We start from the raw sequence: 17,837 nt of genomic DNA on the forward strand, positions 1-17,837 counted from the left end.
CTCTCAGGTCGGAAAAGGGCTGCCAGTATAGGCGCTCAGGCGCTGTAGAACGGCTCGCAGCGAGCCCGCACCGCATCCGACAGACTGTCATCGGCCAGTTCGATGAGATCCATCTCCAGCTCCTCGGGCAACATCTGCGCCACCAGGGCAGCGAGCCGCCGCTGGCTGTTGGTGGTGCTGCCGCTGACGGCCAGCAGCAGGCGCGGCTGCGGACCCAGCGCGCTGTCACGCAGGGCAGCGAGGTAGGCAACGCTGATCGGCAGCTTGTCGCAGGCGGCGCTGATCGCCTCCTGCAGCGGCGGATGCTGCAACGGCGCCAGCGCCATCTCGCCGGTGTCGGCATAGGTTCCGGATTGCACGCAGGTGTCGGACATGCGCAGTGCTCGCAGTGATGAGAGGCCGCAGTCTAGAGAACCAGCCCCTGCCACTGCATCGACAGCGGTCACGCTTCTAGCCATATCCCCCGGTGTTGCGCCCTGTCGATCAGTTATCGCCACTGCTGGTCGGGATGCTCAGAGGATCGGCGCCACGCATACGCCGCACCACCTTCTGGAAAAACAGGTTGTTCGGTACTTGCACGATCGGGGCCGGCCCGCTTTCGACACTTTCCTCGAGTGTGGTGTAGAGCATGTTGATCGCGATCACCCGCCCCTTGACCACCGGCTTCTCGGCGCTCTCGATGATCTCGACCACGTCGCCCAGGCGAAACGGACCGACCGTGAGGATCAGCACCGCGCAAAGCAGGTTGGAGAGCACGCTCCAGATCGCGAAGAAGGCAATCGCCGCGACCGCGACGAAGCCGGACACCGCAGTCCACAAGACCGTGGCCGACACCCCGACACGTTCCAACACCATGATCAGTGCACTGCCCATGACCAACCAGCGCAAGCCGCCACGCAACGTCAGCAGCAATTCCGGCGGCAGCCGATAACGCTGATCCAGACGCGTCAGCGCGCGCGTAATCAGGCGCTGCAGCAGATAGGCCAGCAGCAGAATCAGCAATATCTGCAAGCCGAGGCCGAGCTGGCCGCCCCACTGCGACGAAAGCATCAGCAACTGCTCCCTCACGATGCCTCCTCCAATTGCTGTTGCAGCGACTCCAGCGTCTCCAGCGCCTCGAGCCATTGCTCTTCCAGCTCGCTCTCGCGCACTTTCAGCTGCGCCTGTTCAGCCAGCGCCAGGCGCAGCTCTTCCTTGCGCGCCGCCTCGTAGAGAGCGCTGTCGGCCAGCCGGGCCTCCACCACAGCCAAGCTGGCGTGCAGCTCGCCCAGCGCCTTCTCGAGCAGCTCCGCCTTCTTGCGAAACGGTGCCAGCTGCTGGCGCAGCGCCGCAGCTGCCTGGCGCTGGGCGCGCTTGTCGGTACGATCGAGCGGCTCGTCTTCCTGCTGCTGCGGCGCCTGCTGGCGCGAGCGGAACTCGAGCAACCAGCGCGCGTAGTCTTCCAGATCGCCGTCGAAGGCCTGGATGTGACCGTCGGCGACCAGCAGAAACTCGTCGGTGGTGCTCTTGAGCAGATGCCGATCGTGGGATACCACCAGCACGGCGCCCTCGAAATCCTGCAACGCCATGGTCAGCGCCAGGCGCATTTCCAGATCCAGGTGGTTGGTCGGCTCGTCGAGCAGCAGCAGATTGGGCTTCTCCCAGGCGATCAGTGCCAGCGCCAGGCGTGCCTTCTCACCGCCGGAGAAGTTCACCACCGGCTCGTCACAACGCGCACCGCGAAAGTCGAAACCACCTAGGAAATCCCGCAGCATCTGCTCGCGTTCCGTGGCCGCCAGACGCTGCAGGTGCAACAGCGGGCTCGCCTTTGGATCCAGCGAATCGAGCTGATGCTGGGCGAAATAGCCGATGGACAGATTCTCGCCACGCTGCAGCCTGCCGCCAAGCGGCTCCAGCTCGCCAGCCAGGGTCTTGATCAGGGTCGACTTGCCAGCGCCGTTAGGCCCGAGAAGACCGATGCGCGCGCCTGGCACCAGCTGCAGCTTGACCTTCGCCAGCACCGTCCTGGAACCATAGCCAAGGCTGACCTCGGCCATGTCGAGCAGTGGCGAGGACACCTTGTCGGCCTCGCGAAAGCGGAAATCGAAAGGCGAATCGACGTGCGCCGGCGCCAGCTCCTCAAGCCTTTCGAGGGCCTTGATGCGGCTCTGGGCCTGGCGCGCCTTGGTCGCCTGCGCCTTGAACCGGCGAATGAAACTTTCCATGTGCGCACGCTGCGCCTGTTGCTTCTCGAACGCCTGCTGCTGCTGCGCCAGGCGCTCGGCCCGCGCGCGCTCGAAGGCGGAATAGCCGCCACGATAGAGCGTCAGCTTCTGTTGTTCGAGGTGCGCCACGTGCTCGACCACGGCATCGAGAAAGTCGCGGTCGTGGGAGATCAGCAACAGGGTTCCGGGATAGCTCTTGAGCCAATCCTCCAGCCAGAGAATCGCATCCAGATCCAGGTGGTTGGTCGGTTCGTCGAGCAGCAGCAGGTCGGATGGGCACATCAGCGCCTGGGCCAGGTTCAGGCGCATGCGCCAGCCACCGGAAAAGCTCCCCACCGCCAGCTCCATCTGCTCACTGGCGAAACCCAGTCCGGCGAGCAGCTTGCGCGCCCGCGAATCGGCGGTATAGCCGCCGGCCGCGTCCAGCTCGCCATGCAGGCGCGCCAGCGCGACGCCGTCATGGCCCAGTTCGGCAACCTCCAGCTGTACCTGGATGGCCCGCAACTGCTGATCGCCGTCGAGCACGTAGGCCACTGCCGGGCGCGTCAGGTCATCGACTTCCTGACGCATGTGTGCGATACGCCAGTCGGGTGGGATCTGGCAATCGCCGGCATCCGGGCCGAGTTCACCGCGCAGCAGCGCAAAGAGGCTGGATTTTCCGGCACCATTGGCACCGATAAGGCCGACCTTCTGGCCAGCGTGCAGGGTCAGCTCGGCGCCTTCGAGCAGGCGCTGCGGACCACGTTGCAGAGTGAGATTTTGCAGTCGGATCATAATGGCGGCGGAGTCTAGCAGCTTCGCCCTTCAATAGCGCCGGGAGTCGCATGCCGAAAGATCTGTGGGATTTTGCCCTCGCGCTCTACGCCCTTCCCGGCGTCGAGGAAGCCTGTCTGCGAGCCCAGGACGCGGGCGAAAATGTCTGCCTGCTGCTCTGTGGCGCCTGGCTGGAGTCACGACGGATAGCCTGGCGCGCGGATAGGCAAAGGCTGCTACAGAACCTGACCCAGGCCCACGAGAGCGCTTTTATCGCCCCGCTCCGAGCGCTGCGCAACAGCTGGCGATCGGCGGCAGCCAGCGACACCGAGGTCGCGGTGCTGCGCGAAGAGGTAAAGCAGCTGGAATTGCGCGCGGAACGGCTACTTCTCCAACGCCTGCAAGCAGCTTGTCAGAGTTGGCCAGGCGACATGTCAGGGGGCGATGCAGGCGCCTGTCACAGTTGGGCCAGGCATTTGACGGACGACGCCACGCTGCGTCAGTTGCTGAGGTATGAAAGCGCAGGGTGATGCCACCGGCATCACCCTGCACGAACGGATTCAGGCCTTGGACGCTGCGGCCGGCTCGGCTGCAGGTGCGGCAGCGGGTGCGACTTCAGCCGATTTCGCGGCTGCCGGTTTCGCTGCGGCAGCCTTGGGCGGCGCCGGCTTGCGGGCAGCTGGCTTGCGTGCCGCAGGCTTGCTCGCTGGCTTGACCGTCGCGGCCGGTGCCTTGGCAGCCGCTGCCGTTGCGGCGACTGGCTTGGTCGCCGGTTTCGCCGCGGGCTTGGCACCAGCTTTGGTTGCCGGCTTGCTGGCGACCTTGGCAGGCGCCTTGGTAGCTGCTTTGGCCGCACCCTTCGAAGTGGCCGTGGCGGGCTTGGCGGCCGTCGCAGCAGGCTTGCTTGCAGCAGGTTTGGCTGCAGGCTTGCGTGCCGCCGGCTTGCTCACGACGGGCTTGGCCTTGCTTGCAGACTTGACCGGGGCAGGCTTGGCTTGTGCCGCTTCACGCGCAACCAGGGTCTTGCCAGCTGCCTCCTTCACCTTGCCGATACCCTGAGCCAGTCGCAGGCTTTCCTGGGTATCGCGCTTGAGCTGGGCGATATAGGCGCGAGTCTCGGTCTGGCGCGACTTGAGCGCATCAAGCAGTTCTTCGATATCACCGATCAGGCTGCGACTCTTGGCCTGCGCCTTGGCCTTGCCCTGCTCTGCGGCGTCCTGCAGCCTGGCACGTGCCTTGTGCAGTTTTTCCTGCGCCTTGCCGCGCTGCTTCTCGAGTTTCGCCAGCAGCTTCTCGGCCTCGACCAGCGCCTGGGTGCAGGCATCCTCGAGGTGCTCGATGAGGCTATGGGACAGTTGATGCAGAAGATGCAGCGGAGTGACGACGGACTTCTTCGGAGATGGCATGACGGGCCTCCTGGCGGCTAGGGTCAGCGCAATACTATGCCTGCGCGCAGACCCGTGCCAGTGGCCCTGCAAGCACCGTCGCAGAGAGTGTCAACGGCGCCAGGGAGTGATCCGCGGACTTCAGCTGGCGGTTTCGGGCTGCTGCTGGTGAGCGTTGTGCAGCACCTCGATCAGGCAGTCTTCCAGCTCGAAGCGTTCGTGCAGGTTCTGTCCGAGGCGCTTGAGCTCTTCACTCAGACAGGCGCCATCGCGACAGTCGCCGTTATCGCAGCGGTCATTGAAGGTCAGGGCTGCTTCCGTGATGGCCTCCAGACGCGGATAGATCTGCTTGGCCAGTTGCAGCCCGCGCTCGTCGCCAAACGCGCGCGCCTCATTGGCGAGCTGCTCATAAACCTCGAAATGTCCGGCTGACACATAGTCCACCAGAATCTGGCAGAAGCGCTGAACCTGCTTGGCATCGGCAACCGGGGCAGCCTGCACGAGCTCGCCGAAAGCTCCAACCAGTTCGTGACGCTCGCGCAGCCAGCGGTCGATCAGCTGATGCACCCCGCCCCAGCGCTCTTGGGCGCTCGCGCATTTCTCAAGCATGATGATCCCTCGTCCATTTCTCGACAGATTCGTTGTGAAGACCGATCCACGGCCCGGCAAGGACAATGGCGGCAGTCTGCGTCTGGGACGCCATGCGCCGTCCATCAACCGCAGAGTATGCCCGCCACCCTACCCCAGCAAGACGACCGGCAGGCATTTTTCATACGCACGTTCGTTCCGCGTCACCGAACAGCCGTACGCGGGTGCCTGATCGATAGGAACCAGCGGGTTTCAGGACGTTCATTGCGAAACGTGAAGAGGTCGCGCTTTTCGCGGAGTGGATCGCCGCTTCGATGGGAAGCGAAAACTCAGCCGCGTCGGAACAACTGAAACAGGCCGAACAGGATCATGGCGACGAAGGCCAGCATGCTCCACTCGGGAACGCTCATGCCGAACAGCGTCCAACCCACTTCCGCACAATCCGCCGTGCCATGCAGGACCAGTCGGAGGATCTCCTGGAACGGCAGCACGTCGAGCATGTAGTCGAGACTGGGCAAGCAGGAAGGCAATTCGTCGGCGGGCAGTCCTTGCAGCCAGATCTGCCGCCCCGCAGTAGCGGCACCGAACCCGGCGAACAGCAACGCCAGCACTGCATAGATCCGCCGCCCCAGCGCGGCGGGCCCGTGCACGGCAGCGGCCAGGCAGACCAGCGCGAACAGAATCACGCAAACCCGCTGGACGATGCACAGCGGGCAGGGATTCAAGCCGACGTAATGCTCGAGAAACAGCGCCCCGGCCATGATTGCCAGGCAGCCGACAAAGGCCAGGAGAAATAGCGAACGCGGACTGCTCAGCGACATGTGCGCTCCATTGCGGGTCAGATCGAAGGACGGCTACGGTAGAGGAAAGCCGTCTCGTCTTTCAAGCAGCGCGCCTGTCCTGGCGCAGCAGCATCACGCCTGGTGATAGGCAGTGACGCGCTCGACCTCTTCCTTCGAGCCGAGGAAAACCGCCACCCGCTGATGCAGCGAAGTCGGCTGGATGTCCAGAATGCGCTGGCTGCCGTCGGTGGAGGCGCCGCCGGCCTGTTCGATGATCATCGACATCGGGTTGGCCTCGTACATCAGTCGCAGCTTCCCCGGCTTTTCCGGCTCGCGCGAATCGCGCGGGTACATGAACACACCGCCGCGAGTGAGGATGCGATGAACGTCGGCGACCATTGAGGCGATCCAGCGCATGTTGTAGTTCTTGCCCAGCGGACCCTCCTTGCCGGCCAGCAACTCGCCGACATAACGCTGTACCGGTGCCTCCCAATGGCGCTGGTTGGACATGTTGACGGCGAACTCGGCAGTGGCTTCCGGCACCCGAATGTCCTCGTGGGTGAGCACGAAGCTGCCCAGCTCGCGATCCAGGGTGAAACCCTTCACACCATTACCCAGCGTCAGCACCAGCATGGTTTGCGGGCCGTAGATGGCATAACCGGCGGCAACCTGGCTGGTACCTGGCTGAAGAAACGCCTCTTCGCCCAGATCACCTTCGCAGCCGTTGCGCTCCGGACAACGCAGCACCGAAAAAATGGTGCCGACGGAGACGTTCACATCGATGTTGGAAGAGCCGTCGAGCGGATCGAAAACCAGCAGGTAGGCGCCCTTGGGGTACTTGCCCGGGATTTGGTAGGCGTTGTCCATTTCCTCGGACGCCATCCCGGCCAGGTGGCCACCCCACTCGTTCGCCTCCAGCAGGATCTCGTTGGAGAGCACGTCGAGCTTCTTCTGCACTTCGCCCTGGACGTTCTCGGTATCCATGCTGCCCAGCACGCCACCCAACGCGCCTTTCGAGACCTGGTGGCTGATCGCCTTGCACGCCCGCGCAACAACCTCGATGAGAAAGCGCAGATCGGCCGGTGTCTGATGGCTGCGGGTCTGCTCGATGAGATAGCGACTCAGGGTTATGCGGGACATGGAAGGCTCCGGAGGGATGAAAAAAGCGCGCACAGTCTACCCGCTAAAGGCTTCGCTGACCCGTGCGGACAGAAGGAAAAAGCGAAGAGCGGCAGATCACCCAGCATCCGCGCGGCGCCGAGACGGCAACCGCTCAGGAACAGGCAATCCAGAGACCCGCCGCTTCGCTCGGAGTTCTGCGAGTCGATGAAAATCCCGGCAGGACAGGGCTCTGCAACACAAAAGCCCGCAACATCCTGTGCGGGCTTTCATGGTGTTGCGGAGAGAAGGCGGCGGAGCCTCCCGCGCCGCCGCGACTGGAAAACTACCAGTCAAAAACCACGGATAGATTGGCGCCATGCAGATTGTCGTTGGCCGCGTGCCGGTAGTTGTATGCGCCACGCAGGGCCAGCGCTGGCGTGATGCGGTGCTGCGCGCCGAGGCTGAAACGGGTCAGACGGTCATCAGGCTCGTAGCCCTTCAGCCTGAAGTCCAGACCACGGACACTGTTCAGCTCCATCTTGACGTCGCTGCTGTCGTCACCGAACTCCTTCTCACGACTGATTTCACCGAACACTGCAGTAGCCTCACTGAACTGGTAGCGGGCCTGGACGCCCACACCAAGACGCTGCGACTCACGCTGCTGATCGGCATAGCTAAGGGCAGTGGAGCTGGAACCCTTCTCATCGTAGCCATTGACCTGCAGGTGGGCATAATCGGCACTGACGAAGGGACTGATCTTCAGCGCGGTATCGGCCACACCAAGCTCTACCCCGAGGCGACCGCCAAGAGCGAACAGGTAACCGTCGGTATCGCCTTCCTCGGTGCGAGTGGTGATACCCATCGAGAAGCGGCGCTCCAGATCATGGTAGTCCACGTAGCCAGCAGTCAGGGTACCGTCGAACCAGACCAGACCATCGTGGTACTGAGCGAAGGCGCTGGCCAGGTAGCTGCGCAGGCTGTACTCGGAATCCCGGGCTCCCAGCTCCAGCTTCTGTTGCTGCACGTTGATCGCCGCACCCACGCGCCACTGCTCGTCCAGACGGTAGCTGCCACCGGCATGCAGGCCGTAGCTATCGCCATCGCCGGAGGCCGAGGTGTCGGCAGCGTCGAAGTTGTGGTGCTGGGTACCGCCACCGAGGAAGCCACGCCACTGGCCCACGTCCTGCCAGTTGCCCCAGTCACCCTGCCACTGGCCACGCAGTTGGTCATGGCTGGCGCGCAGGCTGGCGTTCGCGGCCTCCGGTAGCAGACTGACCTCCCAGGGGGCGGAAAGAATCGAGAAACCCTGGTCGGCGAGGATCTTCTGCATCGCAGTGGTCGGGTGGACCAGATCCGCATAGATCAGCTTGCTTGGGTCCGGTGTGGCCCCAGCGGCTCCCCAGGTCGCGTTACCGCAACCAGTAGCCCCGGTGATGGTCACCGAGTAGAAGCAGGTCCCCACCAGGTTCTGGCTGGCGTCGAAACCATAGAGCCCAGGATTGGCCAGTACTTCGCGGTACAGCAGCGGAACATTGAGCGGAATAATTTCAGCATCGATCAGGCTCAGCCGACGCAGCAGCTCGCCATTGAACGCCTGTGCCAGCGCGTATTGGGCAGGATCGAACAGACCGCCAGTGGAAGGGCTGGGGACATCCACCAGCATGGGCACCATGAAGTAGCGACCGCCCGCATTGCTAAGCGCCTGAACGCTATCAGCCAGACGTCCGCCGGCGGCCTGCGCGGTGGGAACGCTCACGACCAGACCTTGCAAGAAGTCGTTGCCGCCGCCATTGACGTAGAAGAGCGTGTTGGAATCAACCACGCGACCGCCGGCAAGATAACCGTCGCGAGTGCGCAAAGGGATGCCGCCAGATGCGACAACCGAGCCCCCGGGCTGAGTGATCGAGTTGTAGATCTGCTGCGTGGTGTAGCCCCCCACCGCCCAGTTGTCGCCATCAGCCTGGCCTAGCGCCTGGCGCAACGGACTGGTCGAGGCAACCTGGGAAGACAGTCCAAGCATGTCGTTGATGAACATCGGCGAGGTATTGCCGTATAACTCCGCTCCGGCAAAGTTGTAGCCAGGGCCCACCTGAGTAGTGAAACGAATCGGGTTGGTGCCAATGGAGAACTGTCCCGCATCACTGAGACTGTCACCGAAAACCACCATGCCGCTGTACGCCGCGGCGCTGGCCTGGGGGGCCGCAATGGCCAGCAGGCACGCGGCCGCCAGCGGAGATAGGACTCGCTTCATCAATCCACACCTTCGTTCTTGTTATTGGCAAACTGGGGTGGACTCTAGTGCCGATTCCCGGCGAAGGAACCACCCGAACGGGTTAGTCACCCGTTCGGGTGGCCACCATATGGCCATCACACTTCTTCGGCAGGCTTTCGCAGCATCTTCAGGCTCATCATGACCAGCAGGCCCACCCCGCTGAGCAGTACTACCCACAGACCTAGTCGCTTGGCCTCGATGCCGCCTGCGGCAGCGGCCCCATCCGGCGGCTGCCCGGCGGAGGAAAAGCGCACCGATCCATCGACCCGAGCGACTGCAAAGTCCGTCGAACCGGTTGCCTGCCCTGGGCGCAGGGTGCTCAGCGGCAGGCTCTGATCCTGCAGCCGTGGGTTTCCCACCGCCAGCGTGTACGGCGGCTTGCCGCGTGCCAGGAAGATCACCTGCGAGGCAGGCAGCGCAACCCGCAGCCTTGGCTCGCCACTCAGACCGCCGCCACGGGGGTCGACCCGCATGCTCAGCTGGCGGACCGCCAGGCCCGGCAGCGTCAACTCGTCATTGAGCCGTTCCACACCCTGCTCCGGCAGGTGGTAGAGCACGCCGCTGACCAGCCCGCGCCAGGGCTGGGAGACCTCAGCCCGGCCACTCAACCGCACCGGGGCAAGGGTGCCGCGCTCGATCGGTTCGACGCGTACCCGTTCCACCGGCAGCGCCATAGGCAGCTCCCAGATCAGCTCGCCGTTCCCGGTGCGCCCGGCGACGAGCGGCTCCGACCAGTTCAAGGGTGCCGCCTGGCGGTCGCCGCGCACGCTGATCAGCGTTGCGCTGCGCAGGTTCGGCGCCTGCCTGGGCTCGAGCCAGAGCAGGCGCAGATAGCGTGCCTTGAGACCTGGCAACTCCACTTCGGCCTGCAGGATGCGCTCGTCGGCAAATGCCAGGCGCGCCACCTGACCGGTACCCCAGGCACGCCAGTGCTGCAGATCATCGCTGGCCTCGATGGAGAACTGCTGGAAGCCCTCGCCTTCCTGCTCGTCCCAATCCAACACCAGCTGCTGCAACGAATCCTGCACGGCACTGCCGTCCAGCAACCAGCCGCGCAGCTGCTGCGCCTCTGGCTCCTGACGACCTTGCGGAGCGACCTCGACCAGCGTGCCGCCCTCACCGCGACGAATGCGCACTTCGGGAACGTCCTGGGAATTGCGCGGGGCATACAGCGGGAAGCGCGCCACCGCGGTTTCCTGACGCGTCTCGCGGTACTGCTCGCGTCCCGAGCCGAGGTGATAGGCCTGCGCCTGGCCGTCCGCATCGAAGATGCGCAGATCGCGCAGGTCGCCATGGGCTGCCGCCAGATGAACGGTCATTGGCACATCGAGGCGGTACCAGGGACCCTCCCCCTCAAGAGCCAGGGCTGCCTGCGCAGCAAAGTCCTCAGGCCGGTCTGCCGCGATTGCCGACAGCGGCAGCCAGGCGCAACAGAGGGCCAACAGCGTCGCCGGTACGCGCGAACGTCGATGGCAAGGTACATCCATAGGGAACATTCAGTGGGACTCCTGTTGCGAAGGTGACTCGCGCTGCGGGGGCAGCGGCGCAAAATAGCCGACGACCAGCAGCAGCACGCCGACGCCAATGAAGGACACGATTCGCTCCAGTCCGCCGCGGTTGCCCAGCTCGACGAAGAACAGCTTGGCCACCACCACTGCAATCAGCGCCGCCCCGACCAGCCACAGCTCGCGGCGCACGCGCAGGTGGCCGCCGATCATCAGCGCCAGCGCGACCAGGGTCCAGACCAGCGACAGGCCGGCTTGCACCAGCATCGAATCGAGCAGCGCGTCGAGCCGGAACGGCACGCCACCCCAATGGTGCGCCGCACGCATCACCGCCGCCGTCAGCAGTGCGAAGAGCGACAGACCGACCACCAGTTGCGGCAGCCGCCGAACCAGCGAGTGGCTCGCCCCCCACGCCGCAAGGCCGCTGCGCAGCCAGACGAAGACGCCCAGCAGAACGAAACCAAGGCCCAGCTCCAGCGGATTGAGCAGCGGCACGAAGGGCAGCGGCTCGGCCGCACCGTCGCTGAAGAAGTTCGCCAGCCAGAACCAGCCGAGCATCAATGCAGCCAGTGGCGCAGCGGCCAGCAGACGGTACTCGCGCTGGAAGGCTGCCACCGGCCACGGCCAGCGCCGCGGTGCAGCCATGGCAACCAGGTAGAGCCCGGGCAACAGCGCCCAGCCCAGCCAGCGCCAGGCGTTGTAGCTTTCCGACAGCAGCAGCAGCAGGTAGCGCAGCTCAAGTGACAGCACGCCGATCAGCAGCCAGCAGCCAGCCACATGGGCTGCACGCAGCACACCGCTGGGCAACAGCGCCTCGAGCCTGCGCAGGCTGAGGAAATGCACGGCAAACAGCGCGATCCAGCCCAGCCAGGCAAAATCGGCAGCCGGATGGTAGCGAGCATGCCAGGCGTGCAGCAGGATGGTCGCACCCGCCGGAATCAACAGTGGGCAGAGCATCGCCAGCGCACTCCAGCGCGCGCGCAGCGCCCAGAGCATCCATAGCACGCCACTGACGGCGGCAACGCCCAGCAGCAGCGGCGCCTGCAGCGCAGGCTCGGCGAAACGCAACACCTCGCTGATGGCAGCCAGCGCCCACCAGGCCGCGCCCCAGATCACCAGCACCTGCGACAGCCGTGCAAGACTGATGTCGTCGAGCCGGCCGGCGCGCTCGTCGCGCTCCACGGCCCACAGCCGCCAGGCGCCAACCAGCGCCGCCATTGCCAACGCCGCAGGCGTCCAGAAGCCGCCATGGGCCAACGGCCGCAGGCCCTCGCCGCTGAGCTGGGCGAACAGCAACGGGCTGGCCCCCAGAAATGCCACACCGCCGACCAGTTGCAGCAGCAAGCCGAAGTAGAAGCTCGCACGCTGCTGCAGGAACAGGCTCAGCCAGACGATGACCAGGCCGCTGCCCGCCCAGACCGCGCTGGCGGTCTGCCAGGGGAGTACGAAGAGCACCGCCAGATTGATGAACACCAGACCTGCCAGCAGCACGACCGACAGCCCGACCATAAGGCGACGATCCTCGCGTACCGACGGATCGCGCGCCGCCAGAAGCATGCCGAGTACCAGCGCCAGGCCAATCAACGAAGCTGCCAGCAAACCTCGCCAGCCGGCACTGAACACCGCGCCCTGACCCGCGGATTCCAGTTGCAGCAGGAACAGCAGGCCACCCAGCAGCTGTACGCCGAAGGCGCAGAACAGGAAACTGCGGGCCTGCAGACGCAGACCGAGCCAGATGCTCGCCAGCCCCGCTGCGGCCCAGCTGATGGCCGTGCCTTCGGTGGCGAAGCACAGAGGCGCGATCAGGTAGAGGAAGGCCAGGCCGAGACTCGCCAGCCACGGCAACGCATGGCGCTCACCGCTCAGCGCCACCTCGACCGGCGTGCTGCGCAGCTTCCAGTAGACGAACAACAACGCCGCGCCGAGCATCAGCGCACCCAGCGGCGCGCCGGACAACAGTGTGTCCGAGCCGCCGCGCAGTTCCGTGAGGAATGCGATCGCCGCGCCTGCCTGCAGCAACAGCGCGAACATCCGCGCCAGCGGCCGGCGCTGGCGCAGCCCCAGCCAGTAGATGCCGGCGCCCTCCACCGCCCAGGCCGCGGAGGTCCAGCGCGCATCCAGGCCCAGCGGAATCGCCAGGCTGCCGAACACTACGCCCAGCGCCAGGCAGGTTTCCATCAGCAGGGAAACCCGCGCCCGGCCGGCCAGCAGGCGCGCCAGGAACATGTAGAAAAGTCCCAGCCCGAGGGCGCTGAAGGCCGCGCCGAACTCAAGGTGCCGGACCACCGCGAACTGCAGACCGAAGCCGATGATCGGCGGGCCGAACAGCACCGTGGCGTCGAGGTAGTCGCCCTGCCGCGCCGACCAGCGCAACAGCTCCGCACGCCCTGCGTCCTGCGGCGCCGGCCCGGCATCCATCAGCCTCCGGCGGGCAAACAGCAGGCCTATGCCGACATACATCAGGAAGAACAGCAGCAGGAACGGTTCGGTACTCCAGAACAGCTCCGGCGTGTAGGAACGCATGCCCCAGGCCAGGCCTATGCCGAAGGTGCCGAGAAAGCCGATCAGATTGAGCAAACGCCAGGCCCTGAACCAGGCGATGGCGAAGATGCCGCTGTTGAGCAGGATGAAGTAGGAGAACAGGGCAACGTGGTTGCCACTGCCGGTGGACGTGAGGATCGGCGCGGCGAAGCCGCCGAGCGCCGCGGCAGCGGCCAGCCCCAGCGCATTCTGAGTGACCGCCAGAATCGCCGAACAGCAGGTCACCAGCACCAGCAGGGCAAGCGCCTCGGTTGAGCCGAGCAGCGGGTGCAGACGCATCGCCGCGAAGATCGTCAGATAGAGCACTGCGATCCCGGTGCCCTGCAGGATCAACGCGTAGCCGTTGCGACGCTTGCGCAGCCACCAGCCCAGGCCGAGCAGCGCCACGGCAGCTGCCGCGACACCGGCATAGCGCAGCTCGATCGGCACCACCATGCCCTCGGTGGCATAGCGCAGCAGGAAAGCAAGGCCGAGAAACAGCAGCACGACACCAACCCGCAGTACCGTATTGCCGCCCAACAGCCAGTCGCGTGCGCCGACCAGGGCGCGCTCGATCAGCGATGGCTCGCGGGGCAACGGCGGCGCCTGCGGTCGCGGACGTGGAGCTGCAACGCGCACGGTCGGCTCGACCACCGCCTGCGCAGCCGCCGGCACCGGCCTGATCGGCTCGACCTCTTCCAGATCGAAGCTCGGCTCGAACTCGACCGGCTTCTCGGCCGCGTCGTCCGCAACCGCCGCCAACGCATCGACCACAGCTGTTGGCGGCTCCTGCACGTTGAGTGGCGGCTCTGCAGTCGGCGGCGGCTCCGAGGTAGCGCCGGTTGCCGGCTCGCGTCGTGCCGATTCCTCCAGCGCCAGCAGGCGCTCATGCAGTACCGCCGTGCCCCGGGCAAAACGTTCGGCGAAGCTCGTCTGTTCCAGCTTCAGCGCGCGGTTCTCCCGCTCGATCTGGTGCAGGCGCAACGCCTGTCCCAGACTCAGACCCAGCACGCCGCCAAGCAGCGCGGCCGTCGCCGACTGCCCTGCCAGCCCCCCGGCGATCAGGCCCACCAGCATCAGTATCCATTGCATGCGCAACAACTCCTGGCGCCAGCGGCGCCGCCTTTCCCTGTGTGCGTCGGTGGTCGACGCGAAATCGATCGGCGAGTATATCCAGCCGCGCCTCTGCGGCATGCGGGCCAAATGCCAGCCAGATCACAGCCAGGCCAAATGTTCGCCGACGGCGGGGCCTTCTAAAATCGCCGCGGACCGCTATGATGCGCGCCCATCAGAGGTGGCGGCGACGCACCGAGGAACCCTGCATGACCAAGTTGTTGATCGTTGGCGCCGAACTTGAGCGCACCGAAACCTGGATTCGCTACGAGAAGAGCATGTGCAGCAGCTGCATCTCCAGCTGCTGCACCATGCCGGTGGACGTGCGCTTCGACGATCTACTGCGTATCGGCGTGGTCGACGAGTTCGAACGCAGCGAACCGCCCAAGCAGATCGCCAAACGCCTGCTCAAGGACGGCATCATCGAGCGCTTCCATCAGAAGTTCGGCCGCTACACCCTGACCCGCCAGGGCAATGGCGACTGCCTCTACCTGGATCGCAAGAGCCGGTTGTGCACCATCTATGACAAGCGCCCGGATACCTGCCGCAACCATCCGAAGATAGGGCCCCGCCCTGGCTACTGCGCCTACCGTCCGAAAAACGCTTGAGCCTTCTTAGCGTGCAGGCCCGCACAACAATGCCCAGCAGGCGTCGCGGGCGGCCAGCAGATCGCTCTCGGAAAGGGACAGGTGACCGGTTCGATCGGACTTGAACAGGTTCACCACCACTCCCCAGACCATCGCCATCAGCACTTCGCTGCGTATATCCGAGCGATAAACGCCCTTTTCCTGCAACAGCCTTACGGTCTTGGTGATAGGGGCCAGGATGCGCCGCTCCTGCTCGCGGCTGGCCTCATCCAGATAGGGCTGATGATCCTGAAGCTCGAGAAAGCGATAGGCATCCGGCGCCTCACGGATGAACGTCAGCTGCCGCTCCCAGAAATCGCAGAACAGCGCATACGGATCGGCATTGCGATCCACGTCGGTGAACAACCGACGACCAAGCGCCTGCTTCTCTTCGCGAAACAGTTCATTGACCAAGGCTTCCTTGCTATCGAAGTAGCGATAGATGGTGCCGGTGCCGACCCCCGCCAGCGCGGAAATTTCCGGAACGGCCACACCGTTGACGCCTCGCTCGGCGAACACGTGCAGGGCGGCACGCAGGATCGCTTCGCGCTTGCAGGGGCGGGGGGCTTTCTGGGGAGAGGAATGCTCGTTCATGGGTGGCGATACTACCTCTCCGCTGAGGCCCGCGCACCTGCCTTCAGGCAGCGTGCGCGGGACTGCTCTCAGGTGCGGAAGCTCTGGTAAGGCTGGAAGATGCAGATGTTGGTGCCGCCCATGCTGTTGCCGTCGGTCAACTCGGTGAAGTACACGTAGGAGGTGTCCGGCTTGAGCTCTGTCTGCACCACCAGCCGGCTGCGATTCAGACCCGCGCGGGGATCGGCGAAGCGCTGCAGGAAGATGTTGTCCCACCAGACCAGGTTCTGCGGGTTGAACTCCTTGCCATTGCGCCCTTCACACAGTCGGAACACGTAGTAGGCATCCTGACCACTGAGCGCCTTGATCGCGGTGCAGTTAATTTCCAGATTGCTCAGCGCGGTGCCTGCCGGCAACTGCTCGCCGTGTCCCGGCTTCCAGGAAGCCTTGAGGGTTTCGCGATGGGCGCGGTAGGCGGTCATGAGCGCATCGGAGGGGGCATTGTCCTGCACCCGCGAAATGCTCCTGGTACTGCCATCCTTGCATTTGACTTCGATCCGGTATTCGCCCGGCTGCATGAAGCCGGTGTAGAGATTCACCATGTACCAGTGCGCATTGGTCGTACGGTCGAAGATGTGCCCGTTCAGATTGGAGATGGTGTAGGCCTGATTGGCGAACTCGACGCGGTAGCCGTCCGGACCGAACGCCGTGATGCTGTCGATCAACTCGTGTACCGGACGGCCCCCGGATGGATGGAAGGAAATCAGAAACTTGTGCTGCTCCTTGGGCAGCCCGGTGTCCTCGAAATCCATGTACACGTTGCACGCCATCAGATCGTAGATCTCTACCTTTTCATTGCTCATCTTGTTGTTCCTTCTGGCCGGGGGTGAGCTGAAGCGTCCTGTCGAGGCCAACGCCTCAAAAATGAATGAACGTTCACTCTGCGACTGTAGCGCCACTCAAAGTGCTTGCCCAGCCCCGCTTTCTTCTGCCCCACCGGAGAACCAGCCTCGCAGCGCCAGACCCTAGCCGACGGCATGAACAGATCCATGTCCGCGCACAAGATCTGCAAAGCCGACCACGTCATAGCCGCTACACCAGAGGCATGTTGCTGGCTTTATAACAAAAGGAGACGGGACAACTTGTCGGACAATCCGACCATACCTGCTTGCACCAAAGTGCAACTTTAAACAGCGGGCTTTTGCAGCGCCACCTATATAAGGAAGGAAACACGTATAGGCACGACAGTGCCAGTAAACAGCTGTTTGGGAATTAGTTCACAGAGCCGGACGAACGGCATGAACTTATATTTCAAGACGCAACTCTTACGCCCGAGATGGCTTGCCTATGAAGCATTCATCGACCGACTGAAAAGCTCATTACAGAGCGTTTTGTTAAGTATTCGGCACTTTGCCAGCACACTTCTCAAAACTATTTCAGGCTGCCCCGGTCATATAAGCCGCTTCATGCACGACGGGTCGATCAAAGAACCCGGAGCCGGAACGCTGGTCATGCCAGGCACCGGACTTCAGGGCAAATACTCCTAATAAAGACGCCCCCACCTGCCGCCACGTAACCACGTGGCAGCTGGGTACTTTTCATGCCCGCGTTCGGCGATGGAGCAGATCCCGGACGGCATCAAACAGGGATGGGCCGACACAGTCGGCTCATGTGAACGGCGCTAGCAATTTTGAAGAGGTGAACACGATGCGGATCAGCATCTTTGGCTTGGGTTACGTAGGTGCGGTATGTGCCGGTTGTCTTTCGGCCCGGGGCCATGAAGTCATCGGCGTGGATGTTTCCGCCACCAAGATCGACCTCATCAATCAGGGCAAGTCGCCGATCGTCGAGCCTGGGCTTGGCGAGTTGCTGGCAAAAGGGATCGAAACCGGCCTGCTGCGCGGCACCACCGATTTCGCCGCGGCGATCCGCGACAGCGAGCTGTCGATGGTCTGCGTCGGTACGCCGAGCGAGAAGAATGGCGACCTGGGCCTGGGCTACATCGAGTCGGTGTGCCGCGAGATCGGCTTCGTGCTGCGCGAGAAGAACAACTGGCACACCGTGGTGATCCGCAGCACCGTGCTGCCGGGTACCGTCAACAACGTGGTCATCCCGATTCTGGAAGACTGCTCCGGCAAGAAGGCCGGCGTCGACTTCGGCGTTGCGGTCAACCCCGAGTTCCTGCGCGAATCCACCGCGATCAAGGACTACGACTTCCCGCCGATGACCGTCATCGGCGAGTCCGATCCCAAGGCTGGCGACATCCTCGAGGAGCTCTACCGTGAGCTCGACGCGCCCATCGTGCGCAAGGACATCGCCGTCGCCGAGATGATCAAGTACACCTGCAACGTCTGGCACGCGACCAAGGTCACCTTCGCCAACGAGATCGGCAACATCGCCAAGGCCGCCGGCGTC

15 protein-coding genes are annotated in these 17,837 nt (G+C 64.1%); 3 read left to right on the forward strand and 12 right to left on the reverse strand.

What is annotated here, in order from left to right; all coding sequences use genetic code 11:
• Positions 1 to 35: 35 nt before the first annotated feature.
• The 3 genes from DBO85_RS07360 to DBO85_RS07370 form a co-directional block, all read right to left on the reverse strand.
• Entirely contained in the window at positions 36 to 374 is a 339-nt protein-coding gene (locus DBO85_RS07360; RefSeq protein ID WP_108106617.1) for an enhanced serine sensitivity protein SseB C-terminal domain-containing protein, read from the reverse strand.
• Between the two features lie 109 nt (positions 375 to 483).
• Positions 484 to 1,050 carry a mechanosensitive ion channel domain-containing protein gene (locus DBO85_RS07365; RefSeq protein WP_108106633.1) on the reverse strand — a complete coding sequence of 189 codons (567 nt, stop codon included), beginning with the start codon at positions 1,048 to 1,050 and terminating at the stop codon, positions 484 to 486.
• A 14-nt stretch (positions 1,051 to 1,064) separates the two neighbouring features.
• Entirely contained in the window at positions 1,065 to 2,978 is a 1,914-nt protein-coding gene (locus DBO85_RS07370) for an ATP-binding cassette domain-containing protein (protein WP_108106618.1), read from the reverse strand.
• Positions 2,979 to 3,028: 50 nt separating this feature from the next.
• Here DBO85_RS07370 and DBO85_RS07375 point away from each other — a divergent pair, with 50 nt between their 5' ends.
• Positions 3,029 to 3,487 (forward strand): TIGR02444 family protein, encoded by a 459-nt coding sequence (locus DBO85_RS07375; RefSeq protein WP_108106619.1) that lies wholly within the window; start codon positions 3,029 to 3,031, stop codon positions 3,485 to 3,487.
• 30 nt (positions 3,488 to 3,517) lie between these two features.
• Here DBO85_RS07375 and DBO85_RS07380 read toward each other — a convergent pair whose 3' ends face one another.
• The 7 genes from DBO85_RS07380 to DBO85_RS07410 form a co-directional block, all read right to left on the reverse strand.
• The gene (locus DBO85_RS07380) at positions 3,518 to 4,363 is read right to left on the reverse strand and encodes an AlgP family protein (protein ID WP_108106620.1); all 846 of its coding nucleotides are present in this window, start codon (positions 4,361 to 4,363) and stop codon (positions 3,518 to 3,520) included.
• Between the two features lie 120 nt (positions 4,364 to 4,483).
• Positions 4,484 to 4,951, reverse strand: a complete 468-nt coding sequence (gene rsd, locus DBO85_RS07385) for a sigma D regulator (RefSeq protein WP_108106621.1) — start codon at positions 4,949 to 4,951, stop codon at positions 4,484 to 4,486.
• A gap of 308 nt (positions 4,952 to 5,259) precedes the next feature.
• A complete protein-coding gene (locus DBO85_RS07390) occupies positions 5,260 to 5,751 on the reverse strand; it encodes a disulfide bond formation protein B (protein ID WP_108106622.1) in 492 nt (163 codons plus the stop codon).
• Positions 5,752 to 5,844: 93 nt separating this feature from the next.
• Positions 5,845 to 6,852 (reverse strand): class 1 fructose-bisphosphatase, encoded by a 1,008-nt coding sequence (locus DBO85_RS07395; RefSeq protein WP_108106623.1) that lies wholly within the window; start codon positions 6,850 to 6,852, stop codon positions 5,845 to 5,847.
• Between the two features lie 304 nt (positions 6,853 to 7,156).
• Positions 7,157 to 9,064, reverse strand: a complete 1,908-nt coding sequence (locus tag DBO85_RS07400) for an autotransporter domain-containing SGNH/GDSL hydrolase family protein (RefSeq protein ID WP_108106624.1) — start codon at positions 9,062 to 9,064, stop codon at positions 7,157 to 7,159.
• Between the two features lie 116 nt (positions 9,065 to 9,180).
• Positions 9,181 to 10,572 carry a DUF3999 domain-containing protein gene (locus DBO85_RS07405; protein WP_108106634.1) on the reverse strand — a complete coding sequence of 464 codons (1,392 nt, stop codon included), beginning with the start codon at positions 10,570 to 10,572 and terminating at the stop codon, positions 9,181 to 9,183.
• 9 nt (positions 10,573 to 10,581) lie between these two features.
• Positions 10,582 to 14,202 (reverse strand): DUF2339 domain-containing protein, encoded by a 3,621-nt coding sequence (locus DBO85_RS07410; RefSeq protein ID WP_108106625.1) that lies wholly within the window; start codon positions 14,200 to 14,202, stop codon positions 10,582 to 10,584.
• A gap of 230 nt (positions 14,203 to 14,432) precedes the next feature.
• Between DBO85_RS07410 and DBO85_RS07415 the strand changes: the two genes are divergently transcribed.
• On the forward strand, positions 14,433 to 14,831 hold the full coding sequence (locus DBO85_RS07415; RefSeq protein WP_108106626.1) for a YkgJ family cysteine cluster protein: 399 nt from the start codon (positions 14,433 to 14,435) through the stop codon (positions 14,829 to 14,831).
• A 6-nt stretch (positions 14,832 to 14,837) separates the two neighbouring features.
• Here the strand turns inward: DBO85_RS07415 and DBO85_RS07420 are convergent, their stop codons facing one another.
• Positions 14,838 to 15,443: a TetR/AcrR family transcriptional regulator gene (locus DBO85_RS07420; RefSeq protein ID WP_108106627.1), complete on the reverse strand. Its 606-nt coding sequence runs from the start codon at positions 15,441 to 15,443 to the stop codon at positions 14,838 to 14,840.
• 68 nt (positions 15,444 to 15,511) lie between these two features.
• On the reverse strand, positions 15,512 to 16,285 hold the full coding sequence (locus DBO85_RS07425) for a hypothetical protein (RefSeq protein WP_108106628.1): 774 nt from the start codon (positions 16,283 to 16,285) through the stop codon (positions 15,512 to 15,514).
• An 844-nt stretch (positions 16,286 to 17,129) separates the two neighbouring features.
• Here DBO85_RS07425 and DBO85_RS07430 point away from each other — a divergent pair.
• Positions 17,130 to 17,837 (forward strand): nucleotide sugar dehydrogenase (locus DBO85_RS07430; protein ID WP_146168167.1); only part of this gene is annotated, 708 nt, incomplete at its 3' end.

The organism is Pseudomonas mangrovi (genome assembly GCF_003052585.1).
In the GTDB taxonomy this organism is placed as follows: domain Bacteria; phylum Pseudomonadota; class Gammaproteobacteria; order Pseudomonadales; family Pseudomonadaceae; genus Aquipseudomonas; species Aquipseudomonas mangrovi.